General features: G+C 77.3%; 1 protein-coding gene. It reads left to right on the top strand.

The genetic code is table 11. The annotated features are described in order from the left end of the window. On the top strand, positions 1–887 hold an 887-nt coding region (gene mycP, locus HUW36_RS33595; RefSeq protein WP_174531668.1), incomplete at both ends, for a type VII secretion-associated serine protease mycosin.

Below are 887 nucleotides of genomic sequence, written 5' to 3'. Positions count from 1 at the left end.
CGCACGCCCGGTGGCCGAGCAGCCGTGGCCCCAGCAACGGTACGCGCCGGACCGGCTCGCCCCGCTCGCGACCGGCACCGGCGTGGTGGTCGCGGTGGTCGACTCCGGGGTCGACCGGTCGCATCCGCAGCTCGCCGGCCGGGTGCTCGACGGCGCGGACTTCCTCGACCCGGGTGGTGACGGCACCCGGGACTGCGCCGGGCACGGCACCGGCGTGGCGAGCATCATCGCCGCCGCACCGCGCCCCGGCGTCGCGTTCCGTGGGCTCGCGCCGGACGCACGCATCCTTCCGGTACGGGTGAGCGAGCAACAGGTGGTCCAGGGGCGGGAGTCGGGGCGTACGGTCGACGCGGCCGACTTCGCCCGGGCGATCCGGTGGGCGGTGGACCACGACGCCGACGTGCTCAACCTCTCGGTCGTGCTCTACGCGGACGATCCGGCCGTCCGGGCCGCGGTCGCCTACGCGGTGCGGCAGGACGTGGTGGTGGTGGCCGCCGCCGGCAACCTGCACGACAGCGGCGATCCCCGCCCGTACCCGGCGGCGTACGACGGCGTGCTCGGCGTGGGCGCGATCGGTCGGGACGGCGCACGCGCCGCCTTCTCCCAGAGCGGCCCCTACGTGGACCTGGTCGCCCCGGGCAGCGACGTGCTGATGGCGGCGCCCCGGCAGGGCCACCACCGGGCGGAGGGGACCAGCTACGCCACACCCTTCGTGGCCGGCACCGCGGCGTTGCTGCGGCAGTATCGCCCCGGGTTGAGCGCGGCCGGAGTGGCCGGGCGGATCGTGGCCGGCACCGACCCGGCGCCGGGGCGGGGCGAGGGCTATGGCGCGGGGGTGCTCAACCCGTACCGCGCGGTGACCGAGTCGCCCGGCGACGCACCCGCCC

Source organism: Micromonospora maritima (assembly GCF_902825405.1).
GTDB classification, from domain to species: Bacteria; Actinomycetota; Actinomycetes; order Mycobacteriales; family Micromonosporaceae; genus Micromonospora; species Micromonospora maritima.
This window is presented reverse-complemented; position numbering and strand designations above follow the sequence as displayed.